The sequence below is a fragment of the Acinetobacter sp. TUM15071 genome, assembly GCF_008980925.1.
GTDB lineage: Bacteria > Pseudomonadota > Gammaproteobacteria > Pseudomonadales > Moraxellaceae > Acinetobacter > Acinetobacter dispersus.
The window spans coordinates 79,470-97,262 of the sequence record NZ_BKGB01000013.1 but is presented as its reverse complement, the minus strand read 5'-3'; the positions used below and the strand labels follow the sequence as shown (position 1 = coordinate 97,262).

At 39.9% G+C, this 17,793-nt stretch carries 16 protein-coding genes; 6 read left to right on the top strand and 10 right to left on the bottom strand.

The genetic code is table 11. The features are described from left to right. Positions 1–35 precede the first annotated feature (35 nt). From bamA to rimO, 8 genes are all read right to left on the bottom strand, one after another. Complete coding sequence (gene bamA / locus GBI66_RS13420; protein WP_151716466.1) at positions 36–2,552, bottom strand: outer membrane protein assembly factor BamA; 2,517 nt, start codon at positions 2,550–2,552, stop codon at positions 36–38. 34 nt (positions 2,553–2,586) lie between these two features. After that, on the bottom strand, positions 2,587–3,942 hold the full coding sequence (gene rseP, locus GBI66_RS13415) for an RIP metalloprotease RseP (protein ID WP_151716465.1): 1,356 nt from the start codon (positions 3,940–3,942) through the stop codon (positions 2,587–2,589). A gap of 5 nt (positions 3,943–3,947) precedes the next feature. Further along, positions 3,948–5,144 (bottom strand): 1-deoxy-D-xylulose-5-phosphate reductoisomerase, encoded by a 1,197-nt coding sequence (gene ispC / locus GBI66_RS13410; RefSeq protein WP_151716464.1) that lies wholly within the window; start codon positions 5,142–5,144, stop codon positions 3,948–3,950. After that, positions 5,145–5,969, bottom strand: a complete 825-nt coding sequence (locus tag GBI66_RS13405) for a CDP-archaeol synthase (RefSeq protein ID WP_005188935.1) — start codon at positions 5,967–5,969, stop codon at positions 5,145–5,147. A 2-nt stretch (positions 5,970–5,971) separates the two neighbouring features. Beyond that, entirely contained in the window at positions 5,972–6,721 is a 750-nt protein-coding gene (uppS, locus tag GBI66_RS13400; RefSeq protein ID WP_151716463.1) for a polyprenyl diphosphate synthase, read from the bottom strand. Positions 6,722–6,728: 7 nt separating this feature from the next. Then, the gene (frr, locus tag GBI66_RS13395) at positions 6,729–7,283 is read right to left on the bottom strand and encodes a ribosome recycling factor (RefSeq protein ID WP_004807417.1); all 555 of its coding nucleotides are present in this window, start codon (positions 7,281–7,283) and stop codon (positions 6,729–6,731) included. Positions 7,284–7,626: 343 nt separating this feature from the next. Further along, entirely contained in the window at positions 7,627–8,355 is a 729-nt protein-coding gene (pyrH, locus tag GBI66_RS13390; protein ID WP_005188940.1) for a UMP kinase, read from the bottom strand. A 51-nt stretch (positions 8,356–8,406) separates the two neighbouring features. Continuing rightward, positions 8,407–9,750 (bottom strand): 30S ribosomal protein S12 methylthiotransferase RimO, encoded by a 1,344-nt coding sequence (gene rimO, locus GBI66_RS13385; protein ID WP_151716462.1) that lies wholly within the window; start codon positions 9,748–9,750, stop codon positions 8,407–8,409. 328 nt (positions 9,751–10,078) lie between these two features. Here rimO and glnL point away from each other — a divergent pair, with 328 nt between their 5' ends. The 5 genes from glnL to GBI66_RS13360 all read left to right on the top strand — a co-directional run bounded on the left by glnL (position 10,079) and on the right by GBI66_RS13360 (position 15,157). Then, positions 10,079–11,188 carry a nitrogen regulation protein NR(II) gene (glnL, locus tag GBI66_RS13380; RefSeq protein ID WP_151716461.1) on the top strand — a complete coding sequence of 370 codons (1,110 nt, stop codon included), beginning with the start codon at positions 10,079–10,081 and terminating at the stop codon, positions 11,186–11,188. After that, positions 11,175–12,668, top strand: coding sequence for a nitrogen regulation protein NR(I) (gene glnG, locus GBI66_RS13375; protein WP_151716460.1), 1,494 nt, complete (start codon positions 11,175–11,177; stop codon positions 12,666–12,668). Before glnL ends, glnG begins: the two co-directional genes overlap by 14 nt. Positions 12,669–12,814: 146 nt before the next feature. Continuing rightward, positions 12,815–13,456 carry a TetR/AcrR family transcriptional regulator gene (locus tag GBI66_RS13370; RefSeq protein WP_151716459.1) on the top strand — a complete coding sequence of 214 codons (642 nt, stop codon included), beginning with the start codon at positions 12,815–12,817 and terminating at the stop codon, positions 13,454–13,456. A 111-nt stretch (positions 13,457–13,567) separates the two neighbouring features. Continuing rightward, entirely contained in the window at positions 13,568–14,488 is a 921-nt protein-coding gene (argF, locus tag GBI66_RS13365; protein WP_005152630.1) for an ornithine carbamoyltransferase, read from the top strand. Positions 14,489–14,632: 144 nt separating this feature from the next. Beyond that, the gene (locus GBI66_RS13360; RefSeq protein ID WP_005188959.1) at positions 14,633–15,157 is read left to right on the top strand and encodes a protein tyrosine phosphatase family protein; all 525 of its coding nucleotides are present in this window, start codon (positions 14,633–14,635) and stop codon (positions 15,155–15,157) included. On the opposite strand, the gene ispF is transcribed toward GBI66_RS13360, so the two are convergent. Further along, on the bottom strand, positions 15,145–15,636 hold the full coding sequence (ispF, locus tag GBI66_RS13355) for a 2-C-methyl-D-erythritol 2,4-cyclodiphosphate synthase (RefSeq protein ID WP_005188960.1): 492 nt from the start codon (positions 15,634–15,636) through the stop codon (positions 15,145–15,147). The genes GBI66_RS13360 and ispF overlap by 13 nt on opposite strands. Positions 15,637–15,734: 98 nt before the next feature. Here ispF and GBI66_RS13350 point away from each other — a divergent pair, with 98 nt between their 5' ends. Beyond that, positions 15,735–16,382, top strand: coding sequence for a hypothetical protein (locus GBI66_RS13350; RefSeq protein WP_151716458.1), 648 nt, complete (start codon positions 15,735–15,737; stop codon positions 16,380–16,382). Between the two features lie 47 nt (positions 16,383–16,429). Here GBI66_RS13350 and GBI66_RS13345 read toward each other — a convergent pair whose 3' ends face one another. After that, positions 16,430–17,674: a D-amino acid dehydrogenase gene (locus GBI66_RS13345; RefSeq protein WP_151716457.1), complete on the bottom strand. Its 1,245-nt coding sequence runs from the start codon at positions 17,672–17,674 to the stop codon at positions 16,430–16,432. Positions 17,675–17,793: the final 119 nt, after the last annotated feature.

Sequence of the window (17,793 nt, the reverse complement as noted above, 5' to 3'; positions counted from 1 at the left end):
CTTTATATATTTTACCGCGCTAAACGAGGTCGTCCTTAGAAGGTACGACCGATTTCGAATTGGATAGATTTGGTGTCATCACCCTTTTTATCATTCAATGGGAATGCATAGCTCAGTGATAATGGACCAATCATGGTAATCCATGTGAAGCCAACACCAACGCTATAACGCATATTACCAAAGTCTAACTTGTTGTTATCTTTACAGTATTGTTTGATATCAACTTCTTTGCCATCAATCGTGACATTACCTCTTGGTACATCACATTGTGTATCAAAGACTTGAGCACCTTCAGCAAATAGTACTGGGCGCACTTGACGAGTCCAATCACCTTTAAATGGTAAAGGAAGCGCAAGTTCTGTACCAAACTGCACTAAAGCATTACCACCAACTTCTTCTGGATCAAGGTCATTTTGTTTGGTTTCTTGGAAAATAACACTTGGATATCTTGGACCAAGAGAACTGTTATCATAGCCACGTACTGAGCCATAACCACCCGCATAGAAGTTTTTATAGAATGGTAAATCATTACCATAACCTAACTTACCATAACCACGAAGGACGAACCCACCCCAGAGCGATTTAAATGCTTGGGCATCATAAGTCATTTTTTGATAATCAACATCGCTGCCTGGTAAACCAATTTCTAAACCAACACGATGTGACATACCAGAAGTTGGGAAAATTGGTCTATTCAAGGTGTTATATGACCATCCTAAGTTCAAGTTATACGTTAAGAAAGTACCTTCAAACGCATTATCATAAGTTATAAGTTTTCCATCTTGACATTCACCAGTTAATTGATCAGTTACTGGATCCTTTTTCAAATATTCCAGTGGACAATAACTACTGCTACCAGTCGCTTTGCCGCCATTCGCTAACAAATAATCACGAATATAAGTTGAAACACTTGGACCTGTTCTTACTTTGGTTTGATCAATACCTAAAGACGCACTTAAACTTTGGTTTTCATCAATTGGATAACCAAAACTTAAGCTACCGCCAATACTATCGGTAACGTAGTTGTTAACGTTATAATCTTCGTTTAACTTGGTTTTACGATAGTAAACGTTATAACCACGGCTGACACCATCAATGGTAAAGTATGGGTCCGTCACACTTAAGTTATAGTAATCTTGAGTTTCTGAACGAGACAAATCGATCGCAACACGATTACCCGTACCCATAAAGTTGGTTTGACTTAAACCTGCTTGGAAGGTTACACCACCATTTTGCGAATAACCTACAGCCAGTGTGGTTGTACCTGAATGTTGCTCTTCAACATTCACATTTAAATCAACTTCATCTGGAGAGTTTGGAACACGAACAGGTTTAACATCAACTGTTTTAAAGAAGCCTGTACGCTCTAAACGAACTTTAGATAAGTCAATTTTTTCATTACTTGCCAATGCACCTTCCATTTGGCGCATTTCACGACGCAATACCTCATCAGCAGTTTTACTGTTACCAGTGAAGTTAATACGACGTACTGTTACTTGCTGACCTGGATTAATATAGTAATTTAAGCCAACAATACCTGTTTCATTATTAATATCAGGTACAACATTCACTTCAGCATAGTAATAGCCCGCATTACCATACTTACGCAATAATAATTGCTTGACTGCATTCACTTTTTCTTGCGAATACGTTTCGCCATCTTTATATAATTTAAGTGCTTGCAACTCTTCAGGTTTATAAAGTGCATCACCTAAGAACTTCGTTTCACCAAACTTAAACTGACTACCTTCATCAACTGAAACCTCAATAAAGATATGTTTTTTATCTTCACTGATATTTAATTGAGAGTTAATGATATTAAAGTTGATATAACCTTTGTTTAAATATAAGGCACGTAAAGCTTCCAAGCTTGCAGCCATTTTTTCACGTGCATAGCGGTCGTTACGGGTAACAATAGAAGCCCAGCCGCTTTCTTTCACTGCAAAGGCTTGCTTGATATCGCTATCACTAAAGACCGTATTACCAATAATATTGATATCGAATACTTTAGCTGCCGTACCTTCATTAAAGTTAAGTTTTAACTCAACACGGTTATTCGGACGAGCCACCGTTTCAACCGTTACATCTGCATCATAACGACCTTGTTGGGTATATTGTTGCTCAAGCTCAGTTTCAATGGTCTGCAATGCAGACTTCTTAAATACTTCACCTTCAGCAATACCCATCTTCTTTAAGCCTTGTTCTAAGGCTTCTTTCGGAATAAGTTTATTGCCTTTAAATTCCAATTTCGAAATAATTGGACGTTCAACAACTTTAAAGACTAAAACATCATTTTCTTTATAGGTTTTAATATCGTCAAATAAACCAGAGGCATATAAAGTGCGGATTGACTCAGCAATCATTGGGTCACTTACTCTATCGCCACTATTTATTGGTAACATAGAATAGATACTTGCAGGTGTTAAACGCACTAAGCCATCAATTCGTATATCTCGTGCAAGAAACTCATCTGCTGCGTATGCTTGTTGTACCACTGCCATCGCACTAACCAGTGCCAAAGGCATTAATAAATGTGTGTGACGCATGCCCATATATTTTCCAGTAAGTTAAATTCCATTTGCGTTGTTATAAACGCATGAAGTCGTTAAATAAAGCCAAAAGCATCATGCTACCGAGCAGTACCATACCAACTTTTAGACCAAACATCTGTATTTGTTCAGAAACAGGTTTACCACGAATTGCTTCGATAAAGTAATAAACTAAATGACCACCATCCAACATCGGAATAGGCAATAAGTTTAGAATCCCCAAACTTACACTCATCAAAGCCATGAATGAAATAAAGGTTTGCCACCCCATTTCCGCACTTTGACCAGCAACTTTGGCAATTGTGATTGGACCAGATAAATTATCTAAACCAATTAAACCACGTACCATTTTGATAATAGAGTTAAAAATCATGCCCGAAAGCTGAGTTGTCTTTTCAAATGCAACACCCAGCGCTTCAATAGGTGAATATTGAATGGTTTGCTTGTAATCATTCGGGATCGTGATTTTACCAGCATCACTTTTCACGCCGAGCATCCCAGTCGTATTACCCATATTATCGCGCTGCCCTTGAGGCATCACTTGCAAATGGACAAGTTGACCTTGACGCATCACATCAATATTTAAAAGCTTTTCTGGCGAGCTTTGGACAACCGCAACGACATCAAACCAATCTTTCATTGCAACATTATCAATTGCAACAATTTGGTCGCCAGCTTTCATACCTTGGCGTATTGCAGCACCATCAGCGCTTAATTCTTTAACCACTGCAGGAATCTGAGGACGATATGGTAGAAAACCCAATACGTCCAAAGGCGACTGACTTTGATCTTTTAAAAATTCTTTAATAGGTAGACTAAATTGTTTTTCAGTTCCAGCACGATCAACAATGACCGAGACTTGCCCAGTTTCACCCACACGATTGACTAAAGCATAATTTAGCTTTTCCCATGTTGGCGTTGTTTGTCCGTCAACATTGATAATCTTATCGCCCACTTTTAAATCAACCTGAGCGGCTGGCGTATTTGGTATCACTTTACCAATACGAGTATTCAACTGCTCTTGTGCTGGTAAAAATAAAATCCAGAACAGAAACACTGCAAAAATCAGGTTAATCAGCGGACCAGCAGCGACAATCGCAATCCGCTTCCACGGTGATTGACGGTTAAATGCATAAGGCAAATCTTGCTCAGCAACATTACCTTCTCGCTCATCCAACATTTTGACATAACCGCCTAGAGGTAATGCCGAAAGCTGATATTGAATCCCTGATTTTTTAGATTGCCATTTCAATAAAGTTGGACCAAAGCCGATGGAATACACCAACACTTTGACACCTAATCTTCGTGCAACCCAATAATGACCAAATTCATGAATTGCGATCAGAGGGCCAAGCAATAAAATCGCTGCAACAATCATAAATAGTGCATTCATACGATTTAGCCTCCTATACTCACAATATACTTTTCTGCAATCCGTCTTGCGATCATATCAGTCTGCAAAATGATGTCTATGTTTTCTGCTTTAGCATTTTGTACAGTTTGCAAAGTATTTTCGACCACTTGAGCAATCTGAGTAAATCGAATCCTTTGCTGCAAAAATGCTGCAACCGCAATTTCATTAGCCGCATTTAAAATGGTTGGTGCTAAACCACCCGCACGCATTGCCTGACGTGCTAAATCCAATGCTGGAAATTTAACAAGATCAGGTGATTGGAAATTTAATTGAGCTGTTTCAAATAAATTTAAAGCAGGAACATGTGTTGCCAAACGTTTTGGCCATGCCAATGCATGTGCAATCGGCGTACACATATCAGGATTACCCATTTGTGCCAAAGTTGAACCATCCACGTATTGCACCATGGAATGAATAATACTTTGTGGATGAACAACAACTGTAACAAAATGTTCTGATATTGAAAACAAATGACAAGCTTCGATCAATTCCAAGCCTTTATTCATTAAAGTTGCTGAATCAACCGAAATTTTCTGCCCCATAGACCAGTTTGGATGCTTACATGCTTGTTGCGGTGTTACATCATGCAATTGTTCTAAGGTGTGATTCAGAAAAGGACCACCCGATGCAGTTAAAAGAATTTGCGAAACACCCAATTGTGGCTGGCCTGTTCTTTCTGCATTTAAATAATCATGAGGTAAAGATTGAAAGATTGCATTGTGCTCAGAGTCCACAGGCAATAACAACGCATTATTATCTTTTGCAGCCTGCATCATGATATCGCCAGACATCACCAACGATTCTTTATTCGCCAATAGAACACGCTTACCTGCTTTTACAGCAGCAAGTGTGGGCAACAGTCCAGCCGCACCGACAATCGCAGCCATCACAATATCGACATCAACATGTTCAGCGATTGCGATCAAGCCGGCTTCATCTGTTAAAATTTCAATCTGTTTTAGATTTTCTTGATTGAAACGTTGTTGCAACTCAAATGCTTTTTCATTGGGTACAACAACAATTTTCGGGTGATATTTTTTACAAATTTCTAAAAGTTCATCTAAACGACTATATGCAGAGACTGCAAATACAGTGTATTGATCTGGGTGTTGTTCCAATACTTTTAAAGTACTTTGTCCAATCGAACCCGTAACACCCAATATACAAACAGCTTGAGTCATTTAAAGATCTACACCAATAAGTTTTAATATATACATACCTGTCGCAAAAATCGGTGCAGCAGCAAGTAAAGAATCTATACGATCTAATACACCACCATGCCCAGGAAGAACACGACCTGAATCTTTGATTCCCGCACGACGCTTAATCATAGATTCAAACAAATCACCTAACACAGATGCAAACACGGTAACTATTGAAAGGATTAAGAATAAAATAAGCTGTACGACACTTAAATTTAAATAGAAATATTGTACAACCAACATAATGATAATCGTCGTTGCAATGCCGCCATATAAACCTTCAACAGATTTATTTGGGCTTACGAATGGTGCGAGTTTTTTCTTACCAAATTTACGCCCAACGAAATATGCACCACTATCTGCGCCCCATACCAACAGGAACAAGTACATCAACCACCATGGCGAACTATGCCAAACGGCATAAAGTGCGGTAACAGCAGCAGATATCAGAATAAAGCCAACCACATACAAAGATACGTTGTACCAACTATCTGATTCAGGGAAATTTTTAACCCAATAAATACTGCCTAACCACGTGAGAATGGATGCCGCCCACAGTAAAAGTGCGACATCATCAAAGAATAATGCCAGTGTTGATATTGCTGCAACACATCCACCATATACCCACGCTTTAGGTTTTGACACAGGCGCGACTGCACGAGGCATAAGCTTAAACCACTCATAACCTGCAACCCCCGCAGCTAAAATCATAAGCATAAACATTGGATAATGTGATTGCGTTGCAAACATGCAACTTAAAACAACAGCAACTAACACCAATGCGGTAATAATCCGCTCTAACATTATTAATTCTCTATTTTCGCTTGTTGAATCTGTTCTGAGGTTTTACCAAAGCGTCTTTCACGTCCTGAAAAAACACGAAATGCGTGATCTAACTCTTTCACTGTAAACTCGGGCCATAAAGTATCGGTAAAATACAATTCGGCATACGCAGCTTGCCAGAGTAAAAAGTTAGACAAACGATAGTCACCGCCTGTACGAATTAACAAATCGACAGCAGGAAGATCATTTAGACTGACATATTTATCAAATAAATCAACATTTATCTGATCTGCTTGAAGTTTTCCAGCAAGCACATCTTGAGCAATGACTTTTGCGGCCTGAGCCATATCCCACATACCACCATAACTAATGGCAATGGTGAGTGTCATTGAATCAAAAACTGCTGTTTTCTGCTCTGCATATTGCATTAAATCACGCAACTCATTTGATAACCGAGAACGGTCTCCAATGAAACGAAGCGCGATATTGAATTTCTCCATACGAGGCAGCTGCTCATGAATTGTTTCTTCCAACAATCTCATTAACAGATCAACTTCATACTGTGGTCGATTCCAGTTTTCGCTTGAGAATGCAAAAACCGTTAATGCACGAACACCTTCTTTTTTACAATACTCAACAATAGGATCCAAGACATTCTTGCCTTCCCGATGCCCATCGCCTTTTTGCATTTGCTTTTTTTTGGCAAAACGATTGTTGCCATCCATGATGATGGCAACATGTTGAGGAAGAAGCGGTTCTTCTTGCAAGGTCATAGTAATATCAGACCTTCATCAACTCTGCTTCTTTCGCTGCAAGACGCTTATCAACTTCTGCAACATATTTATCAGTCATTTTCTGAATTTCATCTGATGCACGGCGATCATCATCTTCAGAAATTTCTTTTTCTTTCAACAATGCTTTGATATCACCTAACACATCACGACGAATATTACGAATCGCAACTTTGGCATTTTCAGCTTCTGAACGAGCAACTTTTTGCATATCACGACGAGTTTCTTCAGTTAATGCCGCCATTGGTACACGGATTGCATCAGCAGTAATTGGGTTCAATCCTAATCCTGCTTCACGAATCGCTTTATCAATCGCAGCAACCATCGAACGCTCAAAAGGTTGTACCAATAGTGTACGTGAATCTTCAAGTCCAACGTTTGCCACTTGATTCAATGGAACATCAGAGCCATAGTAAGAAACCATCACACCATTTAAAATAGACGGGTGCGCACGACCTGTACGAACTTTAGCAAAGCCTAACTCTAATGAGTCAAGCGACTTCTGCATACGTTGTTCGCCATCTTGTTTGAGATCGTTAATCATATGATCTTCCTTACTTATTCATAGGTATTACAAAATATTTAGACATTAGTATAAAGAGCTTTATGGCTCACGTACATGAGGGTTTATTAACATTTCACAGATGATTGCGACAGAGAATGTTTTTTAGGCGATACAAGGCATGTTTTATGAAATTTAGCCATTCTAAATAAATTAAACATAACGCAGTAGCGCCAAAAAAGATTCCTGTCCCTCTGGGTTATGACTAAAACTGCCACAAACGTCGTTATGAAACTCAATAAGGGTATCGCCATTATTTTCGCTTCATGCCTAGTTTGTGTTGTTTTAGTCTATAACGCAATGCATGGTGAAATATTAACAAACCCTAATTAGTAACGTGAGTACCCTCTTTTTCGCCCATTACAACAGAAAGTAACGCACCAGATTTGTTCATATCAAAAACTTGTAATGGAACATTGTGGTCACGACATAAACAAATTGCCGTAAGATCCATTACACCAAGCTTCTCATCTAAAACCTGATCAAAAGTTAAATGATCATATTTAACTGCATCGTCGTACTTACTTGGATCTTTATTATAAACGCCATCAACTTTAGTCGCTTTTAAGATCAAGTTTGCTTCAATTTCGATACCACGCAAGCAAGCAGCTGTGTCCGTGGTAAAGAATGGGTTACCTGTACCGGCAACGAATACACAAACTTCACCTTGGCTCAAGTGACGAATCGCATCTCGGCTTGAATATGGCTCAACCACGGTACCAATCGACAAAGCTGACATTAAACGCGTTTTGATATTACGGCGTACCAATGCATCACGCAGTGCCAAACCATTCATTACCGTTGCCAACATACCCATTTGGTCACCCGTAACACGACCAACCAAACCATCTTTTTGCAATTGGCTACCGCGATACAAATTACCACCACCAACGACAATACCAACTTGAACGCCTAAACCAACCAAGTGAGCGATTGAAAGTGACATTTGATCTAATACTTGGGCATCAATACCCATATCTTTATTGCCTGCTAAAGCTTCACCTGAAAGCTTTAGCAAAATACGTGCATAACGTGGATTCTTAGAAGCTGACATACTTTTCTCCAAACCGACCAATCTCAAAACTTTCTTAAATTTAATTCAACATCAAGCAGATTTAATCTGAATTAACTTTGCAAACAAGTCATACTCATCCGCATCCGTAATTTCAACTTCAAGCAAGTTACCTGCTTTAATCAGACTCTTATCAATATCTTCAACAAAAACGTTGCCATCAATTTCAGGTGCATCTGCATATGAGCGAGCAACGGCCACAGGGAATTCTTCTTCCAAGCTATCAACCAATACTGTCATTCTCTGACCAATACGTTTTTGCAATTTAGCTGCCGAAATTGCTTGCTGCACTTCCATGAAGCGTTCATAACGCTCTTGCTTAATCTCTTCTGGCACATGATCAGGAAGATCATTTGCTGTTGCGCCTTCAACAGGTGAATAGGTAAAACAGCCAACGCGATCTAATTGCGCTTCTTTTAACCATTCCAACAACATTTGGAAATCTTCTTCCGTTTCACCAGGGAAACCAACAACAAAAGTTGAGCGAATCACCAATTCAGGGCATTTTTCACGCCATAGTTTCAGGCGCTCTAAAGTATTTTCACTATGAGCTGGTCGCTTCATCAATTTTAAGATGCGCGGACTGGCGTGCTGAAAAGGAATATCTAAATAAGGCAGGATTTTGCCCTGAGCCATCAAATCAATCGCAGCATCCACATGCGGATATGGATAAACGTAATGTAAACGTACCCAAATACCCAACTGACCGAGTGCTTCACACATATCATAGAATTTGGTTTTGACTGGCTGACCATTCCAAAAATCTAACTTGTACTTGGTATCCACACCATAGGCAGAAGTATCCTGAGAGATCACCAGAATCTCTTTTACACCCGCACGTTTAAGTGCAGCTGCTTCATCCAACACTTTTCCAACAGGGCGAGACACGAGGTCGCCACGCATGCTTGGGATAATGCAGAATGTACAACGGTGATTACAGCCTTCTGAAATTTTCAAATAAGCATAATGCTTCGGTGTTAAACGAACACCTTGCTCTGGAACTAAATCAATAAACGGGTTATGTTTTGGCGGTGCTGGTACATATTCATGTACTGCTTCCATGACATCTTGATAGGCTGCTGCACCTGTTACTTTAAGAACATTTGGGTGCATCTGGCGAATTTTGTCTTCGTCTTTACCTAAACAGCCAGTAACGATTACTCGACCATTTTCACTCATGGCTTCGCCAATCGCGGCTAAAGACTCTTGTACTGCAGATTCAATAAAACCACAGGTATTAACAACAACCAAATCTGCACCGTCGTAATCTGATGCGACTTGATAACCTTCAGTCTTTAACTGAGTTAAAATTCGTTCAGAATCTACCAATGCCTTAGGACAACCTAAAGATACAAAACCGACTTTGGGGGTCTTCATGAATCTGCGCTCCACTAGAATCGGCGTATTGTATGACTTTTCTTTGCTTACGCATAGCTGCAAAGCCATCTCTTTGTGTAATGCACCAAAATACAACCAAAATTTTAAATAAAATCCAACAACGCACCAACTTGGAACATAATAAAATATTGAAATAAGCGGATGTATGTGAAAAATACCGTATAAATCGATTCTTTCAGATTTAAGTGATTGAAATTTAGTTAATACAAAGTTGGCTTGTATTTTGCATAAAGTACATTTTAGAAGTTAATGGCTATTCATTAAAATTTATATTTATTGCGCCATTTTAAAACAGGATGATTCACAAATGGATCAACAGAACACTATCGACTATCGACTCTTAGTAGATAATCTGAGCACTGCCATTTTATTGGTCGATAGTAAGCTTAATATTTTTTATTTAAATTCTGCTTGTGAAGCATTATTTGACATCAGCTTGCTCCGTGCTTCGGGTCAACCTGTATTAAATTTACTGCATGCGCATGATGATTCATTTAATACACATGAAGCATTATTAAACACTTTAGAAAGTGGGCAACACTATACCCGTCGTGAAGCCGTGATCAATGTGAATTTCAAACCGATCCATGTCGATTACACTGCATCACAACTCAATGCAGGCAAAAGCTATCATCCACTCCTGTTAATTGAACTCAATCCGATTGACCGTATGTTGAAAATTTCGAAAGAAGAAAACCTCGTTCAACAACATCAAGTGGCTCGGCAGTTAGTTCGCGGTGTAGCACATGAAATTAAAAACCCACTAGCAGGTATTCGTGGTGCAACACAACTACTTGCCCGAAGCTTGGGTGATGATAACTATCGTGAATTTACCGACATTATTATTAGTGAAGTCGATCGTTTGACCAATCTTGCGGACACCATGCTCGGTTCACGTCAGTTACCAAGCTACGAGCATGTCAATGTGCATGAGCCACTGGAACGCGTTCGCTCACTCATTGCAAATCAAACCAAGAAGAAAATTAAGATCACACGCGACTATGACCTTTCTTTACCCGACGTTATGGCCGATCGGGACCAACTGATTCAGGTCATGCTCAATATCAGTGTTAATGCCGTACAGGCCATGACTGAGAATAAAGACTTTTTTACCGACTCAGAACCAGAGCTGGTTTTAAGAACCCGAATACAACGCCTTGTCACCATTAATGGTGTGCTGAATCGCTCAACGGTTCGCATTGACATTGAAGACAATGGCCCTGGTGTTCCCGAGGGCATCTTGGAGTCCGTTTTCTATCCGCTAGTCACTGGTCGTGCCAAAGGCACAGGACTGGGTCTCAGTATCGCTCAAAATATTATGCATCAACATAACGGAATGATTGAATGTCAATCAGTTCCAGGAAAAACCGTATTTAGCCTATATCTACCTTGGGAGTTAAACCATGTCACGAAATAAAATTTGGGTAATAGATGACGATCGTGCCATGCGTTGGGTACTGGAAAAAACCTTTAAAGAAGAGGGTTTTGATGTCACCAACTTTGAAGAGGCACAGACTGCGCTTGAACGTCTACATGATGATGCGCCCGATGTGATTTTAACCGATATCCGTATGCCAGGGATTGATGGCTTAACCTTCTTATCTAAAGTTAAAAATACGCATCCAGATCTACCTGTCATCATCATGACAGCACACTCTGATTTAGAGTCAGCTGTTTCGAGTTATCAAACAGGTGCTTTTGAGTATTTACCAAAACCATTCGATATCGATGAAGCATTGGCTCTAGTTAATCGTGCGATTTTGCATATCAATAAACTGCAACAACAAGAAGCAACCAAAACCGCTTCACCTTTGCAATCGACCGAAATTATTGGTGAATCACCTGCAATGCAGGAAGTATTCCGTGCAATTGGTCGCTTATCACAATCACACATTACTGTATTGATTAATGGTGAATCTGGCACAGGTAAAGAGTTGGTTGCCCATGCACTGCATAAACACTCACCTCGTCGCGCCAAACCTTTTATTGCACTAAACATGGCAGCCATTCCAAAAGACTTAATTGAAACAGAGTTATTTGGTCATGAAAAAGGCGCATTTACAGGTGCAAATACACAGCATCAAGGTCGCTTTGAACAAGCCAATGGCGGTACGTTGTTCCTTGATGAAATCGGTGATATGCCATTTGAAACGCAAACACGTTTGCTTCGTGTTTTAGCAGATGGTGAGTTCTACCGCGTAGGTGGTCATATCCCAGTCAAGGTTGATGTACGTATAGTGGCCGCAACACACCAAGATTTGGAAAAACTGGTGAATGAAGGACGTTTCCGTGAAGACTTATATCATCGTCTAAACGTCATTCGTATTCATATTCCAAAGCTGTCTCATCGTAGCGAAGACATTCCAATGTTGGCACAACACTTCTTGGCACGTGCGGGCAAAGAGCTTGGAGTCAGTCCAAAAATCTTGCGCACTGAAACTACGGATTATATGCAACAACTGCCTTGGCCAGGGAATGTGCGTCAGTTGGAAAATACTTGTCGCTGGTTAACGGTGATGATCACCGGACGTGAGGTCTATCCAGAAGATCTGCCTGCTGAGCTTAAACAAGCGTCTGTGCATAAGAACAGCGATGCTCAAGCAGTATCAAATACCAGCCCAGCTTTAGTTGAGCGCATCGCAGTTCATCATTGGGATGAGTTATTGGCACAATGGGCGATCCAAAAGCTTAAAAATGGTGAAATGAAGCTTTTAGACATCGCAACACCTATGTTTGAGCGCACACTGATTAATGCCGCGTTACAACAAACGCGTGGACGTAAACGCCATGCCGCTGAGCTTTTAGGTTGGGGTCGTAATACCCTTACCCGCAAACTCAAAGAGCTCGGTATGGATTCCAGCGATGATGATGATGACGAAGAAATTCGTTCTGCTTAATTAAAAGATTATAAAAAAAAGCGAGTACACGTTACTCGCTTTTTTATTTGAATTGAGAAATTTTGAAACACTCATCAATCTCATAACCATACAATGGATATGGTTTTTGTTATACTAGAATTAACCCAACCACCCCAAAGTAGATAATGTCTGATATTTGCTATCCAAGCTGTGCTAAACCTCAAACTCGCCGCGGAGAAGAACGTCGTCTCGCACTATTATTGTGCGCAACCGATTTATTCCTAGAAAAAGGTTATGAGGCAGTCTCTTTGGATGATATCGTCAATCATGCAGGTGGTTCAAAAACATCTATTTATAAATACTTTGGTAATAAAGAAGGCCTATTTACTGCAATTTGCGATTATCGTAGAGAAGTTTTCTTTAAAGGTGTTTGTTTTCCTTATACACCCGAAAAACCAAATTTAAGAAGCTACCTTACACAAACCCTTCAACGTTTTTATCACCACATTATTCAACCTGAAAATATCGCCTTCATGCGGATGTTTACCGAGCAAACCCAAAAGGATGCACAGCTCGCGCATTATTTTTATGATCAATGTGCACTCAATATTCAAAATACCATTGCTTTTGCACTAGAGCATGCCCATAACAGCGGTGAGATTTATTGTACAAAACCCCAATTCTCCTCAACCATGTATTTTGGCATTTTACGCGATGTCGAGTGGCGTAATCTAATGGGTTTAGACGTACCAGCAGATGATGCCGAAATCATTGATTATATTAACTATTCTGTAGATTTGTTTTTAAAAGCCCACCAAAAGGTCTAATTCTTTTGCTTTTTTTTGCGCGTATAGTATAGTATTCAATTCCTTTTTTTCCACACCCATTAATCATCACTTAATTATTGTTTTTATTCAATAATTATTGGGGGAGCAAATATGGCGCTTCGGCATTTTCTTACTTTACGAGACCTATCCTCTTTAGAATTGCAGCGTATTTTAGATCGCGCACAAGAACTTAAACGCATGCAACATAGCAATACGGTCTATCAACCTTTTGCTGGTAAAGTTTTGGGAATGATTTTCGAGAAATCGAGCACACGTACGCGTATTTCTTTTGAAGCAGGTATTTGCCAATTTGGTGGTAACGCAATTTTTCTTTCACCACGCGATACTCAATTAGGCCGTGGTGAGCCGATTGAAGATTCTGCACGTGTCATTTCGAGCATGCTCGATATTGTCATGATCCGTACTTTCGGTCACGATATTGTAGAGCGTTTTGCATCTTACTCGACGGTACCGGTCATCAATGGTCTGACTGATGATCACCACCCTTGTCAGTTGCTTGCTGATTTGCAAACCTTCCAAGAACACCGAGGCAGCATTGAAGGTAAAACCGTTGCATGGATTGGTGATGGCAACAATATGTGTAACTCATATATTGAAGCGGCACATATGATGGGCTTTAAGCTAAAAATCGCATCGCCTGAAGGTTATGAACCACAAGCAAGATTCCTCACCGAGTTTGCTGATTGCGTAGAAGTCTTCAATAAAGCTGAAGATGCAGCTGTCAATGCAGATCTCATCGTGACGGATGTCTGGGCTAGCATGGGTCAGGAAGAAGAACAGAAGTTACGTGAAAAAGCATTCTCAGATTTCCAAGTCAATGAAAAACTTATGGACTTAGCACACCCTGATTGCTTATTCATGCACTGCTTGCCTGCGCACCGTGGTGAAGAGATTTCAGAAAATATGTTAGACCACAAAAATGCTGTGGTTTGGGACGAAGCAGAAAACCGTTTGCATGCTCAAAAAGCGTTGATGGAATTCTTACTGAATGAGAATCTGAAAAAAGACTAAGTTTAAAAAAACAGCATCATTCGATGCTGTTTTTATTTGTGTGTTCTAAATTGAACACCCGAATAAAAACACTTATAGTAAGACAAGCCCATTAGATTAAGTTTCTCATGATATGAGAACTTCACTCAACACACAGCGGATGTTATGACTTCACTCGAACAAGCCTTATCTCAAATACCAAGCTTTTCTTTGGTGCATGAGCATCTGTTTAGCTCTGCTCAACCGACTGCTGAGCAACTGCAACAGATCAAAGAATATGGTTGCAGTACTGTCATTAATCTTGCGACCAGCAAATCAGATAACCATCTATCTGAGCAAGATCAAATTTGTTTAGACTTGGGATTAAACTACATTCATATTCCAATCGGCTGGGATGTACCTTGCTCTGAACAATGTCTTTTTGTTTTGGATCTCATTGATCATCTCGTTCAAAATGAAATTATTTGGCTACATTGCGACGATAATATGCGTGTCAGTAGTTTGATGTATCTCTATCGCCAATTCTATATGAATATCGACCTGCCCACCGCCCAAGAACTTTTACACCAAATTTGGGAACCGAACGAAACCTGGACAGGCTTAATTCATAGCATTACTTTACAACTGCAAGGTCGTAAAGCAACACAAGAACTTGAACAGTCATTAATAAACAGCAATCATTTTGCTTGATGCGAAATTAACACCGTTGCCGTTGCCAAGATCCCTTCTTGGCGACCAGTAAATCCTAATTTTTCAGTTGTTGTGGCTTTAATACTGATTTGAGTCACATCAACATCTAAAACATCTGCAATACTTTGACGCATTTCTAAATTATGCTTCGCTAATTTAGGGCGTTCACAAGCTACCGTAATGTCTGCATTATTCAGCTGATAGCCACGATCTAAAATCAATTGATAGACATGTTTGAGTAACAAACGACTATCTGCACCTTTGTATTCAGGGTCTGTATCTGGAAAATGCTGACCAATATCACCGAGTGCTAACGCGCCTAACAAGGCATCACTCAGCGCATGTAATACCACATCCCCATCCGAATGTGCCTTTAAACCATGCGTATGTGGAATTTGGACACCTGCCAAAGTAACAAAATCACCTTCTTCGAACGCATGCACATCGATCCCTTGTCCAATCCGAATTTGAGCAACCATATGATTTTCCTTTTACAATATACCGAACAAATCTTGTATTCAGGCTTTCTATTTCGCTATAGTACGTTGAGCAAATTAGACTGAAAGTATAAGTGATTATGCTGTTTAACACTGTAAGAAATCAATTAAAGAAATCTGGCTACATCATCACATTGAGTTGTTTTTGCTCAACATTTGCCTATGCGGAATCAATTGACTGTACAAGCAAGGATTTGGAAGCACAAAAAATCTGCGCTAAGCAATATAAAGAGCAGCGCCTGAAGCTCAACGCCAAATTTTTAACCGCTTATTTGGTAACTGATGCCCCATTACAGTTATTACATGACACCCAAACTCTGTGGCTGAATCAAGCACAGCAGTGCAAAAGCAAAAGCTGTTATCAGCAGCAATTTGATGCACGTTTGGATGATTTGAATTTTTATACCTCAATGAACCAAACCTTGACACAGCATTATTTGAAATATGAACACGGTAAACTAGCAGCTCAACCTGTGCATTTACAGATCCATCAGCTGGATAAGGATAAACTCAAAATAGAAGGCACTGCATACCGCAATCCCAATAATCGTCTAGAAACTCAAACCGTATCTTTATTGGCATATAGTACACCTGAACAAAAAGACCAAATCATTGATAATGAAAAAAAATGCCAATATCAGTTTGATTTTCAAAAAGCCTTATTGATTATTAAATCTACGCAGAAAGATTGCGGCAGATTTACAGGGATCTATCGCCTGTACGATTAATGCTCTTAACATTTAAAAGCCGATGTTTTCACATCGGCTTTTTTGATTCAGCTTGGGAATTTTTCTGCAATCTCTTGGCTAATCAATATCGCTGTTGCCGCAGACAAAGTCCAGCCCAAATGTCCATGTCCAGTGTTATAAAACACTCGTGGTTGCTTACCCTGTTTTACCACAGGCAGCATGTTCGGCATCATTGGACGCAAACCTGCCCACGGCACAACATGCTCAGTTGAAATATCAAAGTTTTGGTTGACCCAATTAATTAAAGGCTGGATACGATCTGCACGAATATCTCGGTTATATCCATTAAACTCAGCGGTACCTGCAATACGTAAACGATCAGCACCGAGGCGAGAGGTCACAATCTTGGCACTTTCATCAAGTAAGCTCACCCACGGCGCATTTTTTACACTACGCTCATCTTTCAGCTGCACTGTAATTGAATAGCCTTTGACAGGATAAACATTCACACTATCACCGAGCATATCGGCTAATTGGTAACTTCCTACACCACCACAGACCAAAACCAAATCGGCAATAATTTCAGTGATCCCATCCGAGCTTGGATTAACATTTTCGGAACTGTTTTTGCAGTGGACAACCGCTTTGTCTTGCGTAAATTTGACATCAACAACATCTAAGCCAAAACGATATTTCACACCATTTTGCTGAGTTTTTTCAGCCAAGCCAACAGAGAATTTATGAATATCTCCTGTTGCATCCCCAGCCGTGTAATACCCACCAAAATAATCACCTGTTAGTGTGGGTTCAATGACTCTCATTTCGTCAGGTGTAATCGCATTTCGTTCAAGCTTTCCTTCAACCAACACATCATTGACCTTTTTGGCAATCTCATAGTCTTCCTTGGTGTGATACATATGTAAAATGCCACGTTTTTCCAAGTCAAACGAAATACTTTCTTTTTCTGCAATCTCAAACAAGCGTTGTCTCGCCAAAAGCGCCAAACGTACGGTCTCAATGGTATTGGCTTTATAGTTTTTAATATGCGTTAAGAATTCAATCAACCAGCGATATTTATGTGCACTAAAGGATGGATTGAGCAATAAAGGTGCATCCTTTTTACTCATCCATTTAATACCTTTAAGTACGGTTGCCTTTTGATTCCAAACCTCGGCGTTACAGGCAGACAACTGCCCGCCATTGGCAAAAGACGTTTCCATGGCTGGAAAGAGATGACGATCAATCACCGTCACCTCATAGCCTAATTTATTTAATTCATAGGCAGACGTTACACCCGTAATCCCCGCACCAATGACAACAACATGTGGCATAGCAAACTCCTAGAAATGCATAACATTTCTTAATGCATAGCCCCATCTGTCATGGTACCTGAGAGTTTTGGCAGATGATTACCAATTAATCATTAAGCCTTCCCCTTCGGTGAGTGTTT